This is a genomic window from Pseudoflavonifractor sp. 60, from assembly GCF_009911645.1.
In the GTDB taxonomy this organism is placed as follows: domain Bacteria; phylum Bacillota; class Clostridia; order Oscillospirales; family Oscillospiraceae; genus Lawsonibacter.
In genome coordinates this window covers 75,090-82,883 of sequence record NZ_QWKI01000055.1, presented here as the reverse complement: position 1 = coordinate 82,883, position 7,794 = coordinate 75,090, and the positions used below count along the sequence as shown (strand labels likewise).

5 protein-coding genes are annotated in these 7,794 nt (G+C 57.5%); all 5 read right to left on the bottom strand.

Annotated features, from left to right (window positions below):
• A partial coding sequence (locus tag D1646_RS07260; RefSeq protein WP_160635831.1) for a glycoside hydrolase family 3 C-terminal domain-containing protein occupies positions 1-2,348 on the bottom strand: 2,348 nt, incomplete at its 3' end.
• Positions 2,349-2,417: 69 nt separating this feature from the next.
• The gene (locus D1646_RS07255) at positions 2,418-5,342 is read right to left on the bottom strand and encodes a glycoside hydrolase family 3 C-terminal domain-containing protein (protein WP_160635830.1); all 2,925 of its coding nucleotides are present in this window, start codon (positions 5,340-5,342) and stop codon (positions 2,418-2,420) included.
• Between the two features lie 141 nt (positions 5,343-5,483).
• On the bottom strand, positions 5,484-6,185 hold the full coding sequence (locus tag D1646_RS23140) for a DUF4405 domain-containing protein (RefSeq protein ID WP_160635829.1): 702 nt from the start codon (positions 6,183-6,185) through the stop codon (positions 5,484-5,486).
• On the bottom strand, positions 6,161-6,652 hold the full coding sequence (locus tag D1646_RS07245) for a flavodoxin (RefSeq protein WP_160635828.1): 492 nt from the start codon (positions 6,650-6,652) through the stop codon (positions 6,161-6,163). The genes D1646_RS23140 and D1646_RS07245 overlap by 25 nt, the downstream gene beginning before the upstream one ends.
• A 150-nt stretch (positions 6,653-6,802) precedes the next feature.
• Positions 6,803-7,687 (bottom strand): LysR family transcriptional regulator, encoded by an 885-nt coding sequence (locus D1646_RS07240; RefSeq protein ID WP_160635827.1) that lies wholly within the window; start codon positions 7,685-7,687, stop codon positions 6,803-6,805.
• Between the last annotated feature and the right edge of the window lie 107 nt (positions 7,688-7,794).

Below are 7,794 nucleotides of genomic sequence, written 5' to 3'. Positions count from 1 at the left end.
TTGAAGAAGTGGCCGTTCACAACAATAAGAATGCCCTCAGCCATTTCCATAGTACACATACCGCCGGTCATCTTGGCGATGCCCCGGAAGGGCATGTTGTAGTTGAACATCAGATTCAGGTTGGGCTCGCCCTTTTCCATGCTCTTGTTGAGCAGGCGGGTCAAAATTTTGTAGACCAGTCGGGCCAGGCCGCTTTTGGCGTAGTACATCTGGCACAGAGCGTCGTTCATGGTGAGGGTGCCGCTCCAGTTTCCATTCGGGATAGAGCGGCCCAGCAAGGCCGCAAATTCGTGCTCAGGAATGGTTTTGATATTGCCGGTGTAGTAATCGGACAGCAGCTTGCTGTCGTAGGGGTTGGGAGCACCGGTTCCAGCTATGGTCACACCGCTAGACAGCTTAATATCCGCCACGGATGCGCCGACGAGCACTTGGTATTCGCCGCCCTCGATCTCAAACTTGTTGGTCTTGACATTGAAATACCGGAACGCCTTGTCATCCAGGGGGATGGTGACAGTTTTGCTCTCGCCGGCCTTGAGGAACACCTTCGCAAAGCCTTTCAGCTCCTTGGCGGGGCGGAACACCTCGCTGGACAGTTTGGAGACATAGAGCTGTGCCACCTCTGCGCCGTCCACCTTGCCGGTGTTCTTGATGGTGAAAGTAGCCTCTTTGTCGGTGACTTTCAGGTCGGAATACTCGAAAGTGGTGTAACTCAGGCCGAAGCCGAAAGGGAACAGGACGGGGACGTTGGCTGTCTCAAAATAGCGGTAGCCGACGTAGAGAGCCTCCCGGTACTCCGCATTGCGCTGCTTGGCGGGGAAGTAGGGAGCGGAGGACACGTCCTCATACTTGACGGGGTAGCTCTCCGCCAGCTTGCCAGAGGGGTTGATTTCTCCCATGAGAGCTTTCAGCATAGCGGAAGCTCCTGCCTGGCCGCAGAGGTAGCCGTGGATGACCGCCTTGCACTTGTCCAGCCAGGGCATCTCCACAGCTGATCCGGCGGACATCACCGCCACCACATTGGGGTTGACGGCGGCGACAGCCTCCAGCAGGTCCACCTGATTTTGGGACAGCTTCATGTGGGCACGGTCCAGGCCCTCAGACTCGCTGATCTCGTCCAGACCAATGTACAGCAGGACAATGTCGGCTTTTTTCGCCAGCTCCACCGCCTTGGTCTGCATGGAGGGGTCGCCCTTGCCGGTACGGGGATAACCCGGCTCAAAACCGGCCACGTTCAGGTCGAAGTTGCCGATGATATCCATAGCGTTGTCCACCTTTGTGGCGTTGACCACCGAGGACCCCGCCCCCTGATACCGGGCCTTCTGGGCGAACTCGCCAATGACAGCAACCTTTGTGCCCTTTTTCAGTGGCAGGATGTTTCCCTCATTTTTCAGCAGGACGATGGATTCCCCGGCGGCCTTTGCGGCCATCTTGTGGTGGGCGTCGATGTCGAAGGGCTTACCCTCCAGCGGAGCAATCGCCTTGGTGACAGAGAAAATCACGTCAATGATCTCGTCCACCCGCTGATCCAGGAGGCTGACACTCAACCGTCCGTCCTTGACGGCCTGAATCAGCTCCAGGTCGGAGTCGCCGCCAGTGGTGGGCATCTCCAGGTGGGAGCCGGCCCGGACGCCCTCCACATGGTCGTTGGACGCGCCCCAGTCGGAGACGACGAAGCCGTCAAAGCCCCACTCGTCCCGGAGAATTTCCTGCAAGAGGTGGTAATTTTCGTTGGCGTAGACCTCGTTGATCTCGTTGTAGGAGGACATGATGGATTTGGCGTGCCCCTCCTTGACGGCGATCTCAAAACCGGTGAGGTAGATTTCCCGTAGGGTCCGCTCGTCCAGAACGGAATTGGAGGCCATACGCCGCAGTTCCTGGGAGTTGACGGCAAAGTGCTTGGGACAGGCGGAAACGCCGTTTTTCTGGATTCCCCGGATGTAACCAGCGGCCATTTTTCCGGCCAGGTAGGGGTCCTCGGAGAAATACTCAAAATTCCGACCGCACAGGGGACTGCGCTTGATGTTGAGGCCAGGTCCCAGCAGGACGCCCACGCCTTGACTGGCGGCCTCCTCACCCAGGCACTCGCCGATCTCCTCGCCCAGAGCCGGGTCCCAGGAGTTGGCGATAGTGGCGGCGGTGGGGAAGCAGGTGGCGGGCAGAGAGGGATTCAGCCCCAGCTGGTCCCCGGAGCCCGCCTGTTTGCGGACCCCGTGGGGGCCGTCCGACAGGGTCATGCTGTGGATGCCCAGCCGCTCCACGCTCCGGGTCTGCCAAAAGTCTTTGCCGGAGAGAAGAAAGCACTTCTCTTCCAAGGTCATCTGGTCGATGATCTTCTGATGTTTCAACATAGTTCAGCACCCTCATCAAACATTTTATAAACGCCCCCCTCCCCCAGGCGGGAGAGGGGGGACAACAGTTTACTGTTCCTTCTTGCGCAAACTGCGGATGACCAATACCTCGGCCGCGATCAGAATCACAGCCAGAGCAGCGTCCACAACATAGGTCACTGTGATCCAGCCGGGAGTGGCCAGGGCCGCCTCGTAGTTCTCTTGTGTATAGGTGGAGGAGTTGACCACAGTATACAGCACGTTCTTGGTGGCCTGACGCATAGCCAGCACAGAGGTGGCGCTGGTCTGGTCGGTGAGGATGGCGTCGTTACCGGCGGTGCCCAGCATGATATCGCTGCCGCCGCGGATCGCCTTGTCCGCGTCCATGTAGCCATAGTTGCCGAAGTAGTCGGTGAGGATCATGCCGTTATATCCCCACTCGCCCCGCACGATGTCGTTGAGCAAGGCAGAGCAGCCGCCGTCCCAGGTAGTGCCCACATAGACATAGGAGGACATAATGGCCAGCGCCTGGCCCTCGTTGGCCTTGACGCAGGCCTCAAAGGGTTTTAAATACAGTTCCCGGGCGGACTGCTCGGTGAACCAGGTGCACAGCAGAGCGTTGCGGTTGGTCTCCTGTTCATTGAAAGCCAAGTGCTTAATGTAGGGGTATACGCCGTGAGCATAAGCAGCCTCGCACTCCTGAATCCCCATTTCGGCGCTGAGCAGAGGATCCTCGGAGTAATACTCAAAGTTGCGCCCGGCGAACGGGGAACGGTGGAGGTTCATGGAGGGGGCGTACCAGCCGTCCAGGCCGAAATCCTCAAACTCCTGACAGATGCCGTCGCCCATCTTATAGGCCAAGTCAATGTTCCAGGTCTGAGCCAGCAGAATTTCACCGCAGTAGCCCATTCCGAACAGGCCGCTGACGGAGTAGTTCACGCCAGCAGGGCCGTCGCTGTCCAGGGTGGCCACCTTGTTGATGGAGGGCATCTCTACCGTGGCAAAGCCGCCGTAGGCAATGAGGTTGACCATCTCGCTCACAGTCACCTCGTCCAGCAGATCCTCCCACATGGGGTCATCATAGTTCTTACCCCGCAGGTCCATCAATTCAATGCCGTTTTTAGCCCCGGTGGTGGGCATCACATCGCTGGCGTTGTTCAGGGCAGTTGGGTCGTAGGTGCCGTTGCCGCTGATTTCATAGACTGTCCGATCCAGAGTGTAGCTGGCGGGGGCGGCGGTGACGCTGGCGTAGTTGGCAAAGCCGTCGGCCCGGGACAGGTACTCGATGGAGCCCTCCGCAAAGGCCAGCTTGCTGTCTGCTACCATCAGGTCGCCGTTGTGGGGATTGCTCTCGTTGTAAACGGTAGTGGAAGCTTCGGTGAACGTGAAGGAATCCACCACGGTGTGGGCATCGGTGCGCAGGGAGACCTCATACTCTCCCGCCTCCAGCACATAATAGCCGGTTCCGTGGGTGTCAAAAGAAGCCATATCCTCCTTGTCGAAGGTCAGTTTCACCGTCTCCGACTGGCCCGGCTCTAAAATGCCGGTCTTACCGAACGCAGCCAGGTTGACCGCCGCTTTTTCGAGACCGCCGTTGGTATAGGGAGGCGTGAAGTACAACTCCACCACGTCCTTGCCCGCTGTGGTGCCCGTATTGGTGACGGCCACATCCACCGTGACCGTATCGCCGGCGGAGGAGGAGTTTACAATCTCCTGGATGAAGCTGGTGTAGCTGAGTCCAAAGCCGAAGGGGTACATGACTGTGGAATTGTAGTCAAAATCAAAGCCGTTTGTCTGGGCCTCCTCATAGGCCGTTTCATAGAAACGATAGCCCACATAGATGTTCTCCACATAGTTGACAAAGGAGACGACACCGTCGGCCCGCTCCCAGGCGGTCAGAGCTGCGGAGGTCACATCCTCCACATTGTCATAGACAAAGTGGCCGATGTTGTTGTGGGTGGGGGCGAGGGTCACATCCCGCAGCCAGGTATCCACTGTCTTGCCGGAGGGATTGACCTCTCCCTTCAGAATCTTGCCCAGAGCGTTGAAGCCGGTGGCGCCAGGGCTGGCGCACAACAGTACGCCCTTGATCTGGTCATACTCCTCAGTCCAGCCCATCTCCAGGGGATTAGAACCGTTGTAAACGATGATCACGTTATCAAAGTTGGAGGTGACCAGATCCACCAAATTCTTTTCGGTCTGGCTTAACTCCAGATAGGTCATGCCATCGGAAAAGTCGTTGTAGCTGCCGTTGTTGGTATAGGTTGCCCGGGTGTACTTGGTACCTTGGTCATAGGTGCCGCTCATCACCGTACCCATGTCGTGGGGCAGGTCGGCGCCCTCGCCGCCGCAACGGGCAATGACGATCAAGGCGGTGTCGGAGAAGGACTTGGCGTTGTTCATCAGTGCGTCGTCATAGCTGTCGGCGGTGGGTTCGGGCAGGGTCCAGTCCTGGCCGTTGTTGATGGTGATGGCCGGACGGTCGCCACGGTAGGCGGTGTACTTGTCCGAAAGCTCGGTGTTCAGCGTAAAGCCGGCGTTCTCCAGACCGCTGAGCAGGGTGACGGCGGTGGAGGCATCCACGGTGCCGGAGCCGGTGCCGCCGTAAACCGGATTGGTAGAGGCCCAGCCGAACACATTCAGGTTGGTCGTGCCAGACAGGGGCAGCATCCCGTCGTTCTTGGTCATGATGATGCCCTCGCTGGCGATTTCTTCGCCGATGTCTCTGGAATTTTGAACGGTCTGCTCACTTAATGAGCCAGTCTTGGCCAGCACACTGGAGAGCAGATCCCGCATGGGGCCAAGCAGGATGCCGTTGACCAGAACGGCGATGACCAGAACACCAGCCAGAACGGACTGGGCGCGGATCATGCCCGCTTTGGACTTGTTAATCTTCCCGGCGAAGATCAAAAGCACGATCACGGCCGCCAACGTGACACCAATACCGATCAGCCACCCGCTGATCTGTCCCACGACGCTCCATACATCTTCCCATGCAATTTGAATACCTGACATATATGCTCCTCCTTTTACTTTTTCGGGGACGGCCTCCCCTTTGGGACTATTTTAGACATAAATAAGTTCAAATGTCCAATGCTTTGATTGCATGATGTATCATGCCCAAACCGAATAATATCACTGCAGTTGCAGCACGAATCACCCATGGGTTTCTCTTACCCTTTTCCAGGTCAATCGCTGGAGCAGATATCCCGCCAGCGTCCACAATGCAAACATTGCAGCCAGTTCCCACATTACCAGTAGGGGGGATTTCTCGTAATCAAAGAACACAAAATCTACTCGCAGAAACATATAGTCTGCGATGTTCTGTCGGACAAAGCACACCCCGCCCCACACTGCTACCGCGACCGCTGCTATTCTCAGGGCCCAGCGCACCGCCGGGGCGAGGGGCCGCCCGCCCCGCAGTTTCCGGCCCAGGCCCAGGAATATGCCCCAATGCAGGCCCAGGTGGAGCCCCGTCAGCAGGAAACTCCAATACCCGCAGGCCAGGTGAATCCGCCGGGCGGCGGCGATAGAAATAGGGACTTCCAGAAATGGCAGGACATGGCGGGCCATGGCAAGGCCGCTGACGATCTGCGCCGCCATGCTGACAAACAAGAGCAACACTGTTTGCAGGATTCTCCGGGGCGTGTACCGGCCCCTGACCAGAGCCTGAAACCACTTCCAATTCAGTCCGTGGTGCAGAAGGAACAGCACCAGCATTCCGACCCCCAGCCACTCATGGATCTCCTGCTCGGTGATGAAGTAAGCCATCAGGAACAGCAGCAGGAGCGCCATAGCCAGATCAGTCAGGCGGCGCAGTACCTGCCCAGCATTTACCCTCCGATTCTTTTCAGCCACTGGTCCACCAGCCTTTCCGCCCGGCTTCCGCCGTCCTCCTGGACGGCCAGCAAAGGCAGTACATCGCAGCCGATGCAGTATTTCGCGATATCTTGGGCGATGTGCCCCCCGCCGCCCCCGCCGTGGGTGCAGAAGGGAACAATCACTTTATCCGTGGGCATAACCTCATGGAGGAAAGACGCCACCGGCGGGGCCATGGTAGACCACCAGTTGGGAGTACCCAGGTAGACGGTCTCATAGGCGCTCCAGTCCATGTCGATGGGGCGCAGAGCCGGGTAATGACGGGCTTGAATTTCCCTCTTTGCCTGTTCGACCACTGTATTGTAGTTGGATGGGTACGCCCGCTCAGGTACAATCTCCTTCCAATCAGCCCCGGTTTTTTGGGCAATCAGTCGGGCGATTTTCCGGGTGTTCCCGGACCAGGAGTAAAATAAGACAAGATTTCTCCTGCCTTCTTGTTCACTCATAACAAATACCTCCTACTTTCATTTTGTAAACAGAAAACCGGCAGCGGGCTTCCCCGTCTGCCGGTTTTGTCTGCCCTTGTGCTTATCATAAGGCAAAGGGCCACAATAGTCTAATGCTTTGATTGTATGATATATCATGCCTAAACCGTATCATTCTGCCGCTTCTGTCTCCCGGATATAGTCCCGGAACCGGCTGGCCGCCGAGTGAAAGACCCGGTTTTTCTTCCAGGCAAACACATGGCCAGTCGTGCGTTCTGGAGTGAATGGAACAAACTTCAGCCTCTCGCCGCCCCGTATCTCAAAGCACCCGCCGGTACACACCACACAGCCCAGCCCCTCCTCCACCAGCAAGGCGGCGTTGTTGATGAGGCTGTGGCTGGCAAAGATGTTCAGCTGGCTTCGCTCTACGCCAAACCAGCCTGCGATATGATCCTGGACAATCTCCCATTGGGGCATAATGAGGGGCCGCGATAACAGGTCCTCCTGATCCAGGCTGGACTTTTGGGCCAAAGGATCGTCCCGGCTCACCAGCATCCCCCACACCTCCTGATAGGGCAGGCGGAAAAAGTCGTATTTGGCCACCTCCACTGGCTCCACCAGGATGCCGAAGTCCAGTTCCCCCTGGTCCAGTTTCTCCCGGATATCATCCCCGATACCGCTGTAAAGATCATACTGTACCTTGGGATACTGGGCGGAGAAACCCTTCAGAGCCTTAGCCAGCATCCGGGAGGCCCGTGTCTCTACACATCCGATGGACACCGTGCCGCCCAGCAGGTCATCCAGGTCGGACACGTCCCGAAGGGTCTTTTCCATCAGCGCGACAATCTCCTCCGCACGCTGCTGGAACAGCACCCCCGCCTCAGTCAGCGTCACCTGGCGCTTACCTCGGATCATCAGCGGCGTGCCCACATTCTCCTCCAGATCCATCAGCTGGCGGCTGATGGTGGGCTGGGTCACGTGGAGCTGCTCCGCCGCCCGGGTGATGTTCCCCTGCTTCGCCACCGCCAGATAGTATTCCAACAGTCGAATATCCATATCATACCCGCCTTTCCATGCTTATTCTCTATTTTGATTATCCAAGATAGCGGAGAAAAAGTCAAGCGTGCATTCTGATTTTATCATACATAATAGGCATGATAAAT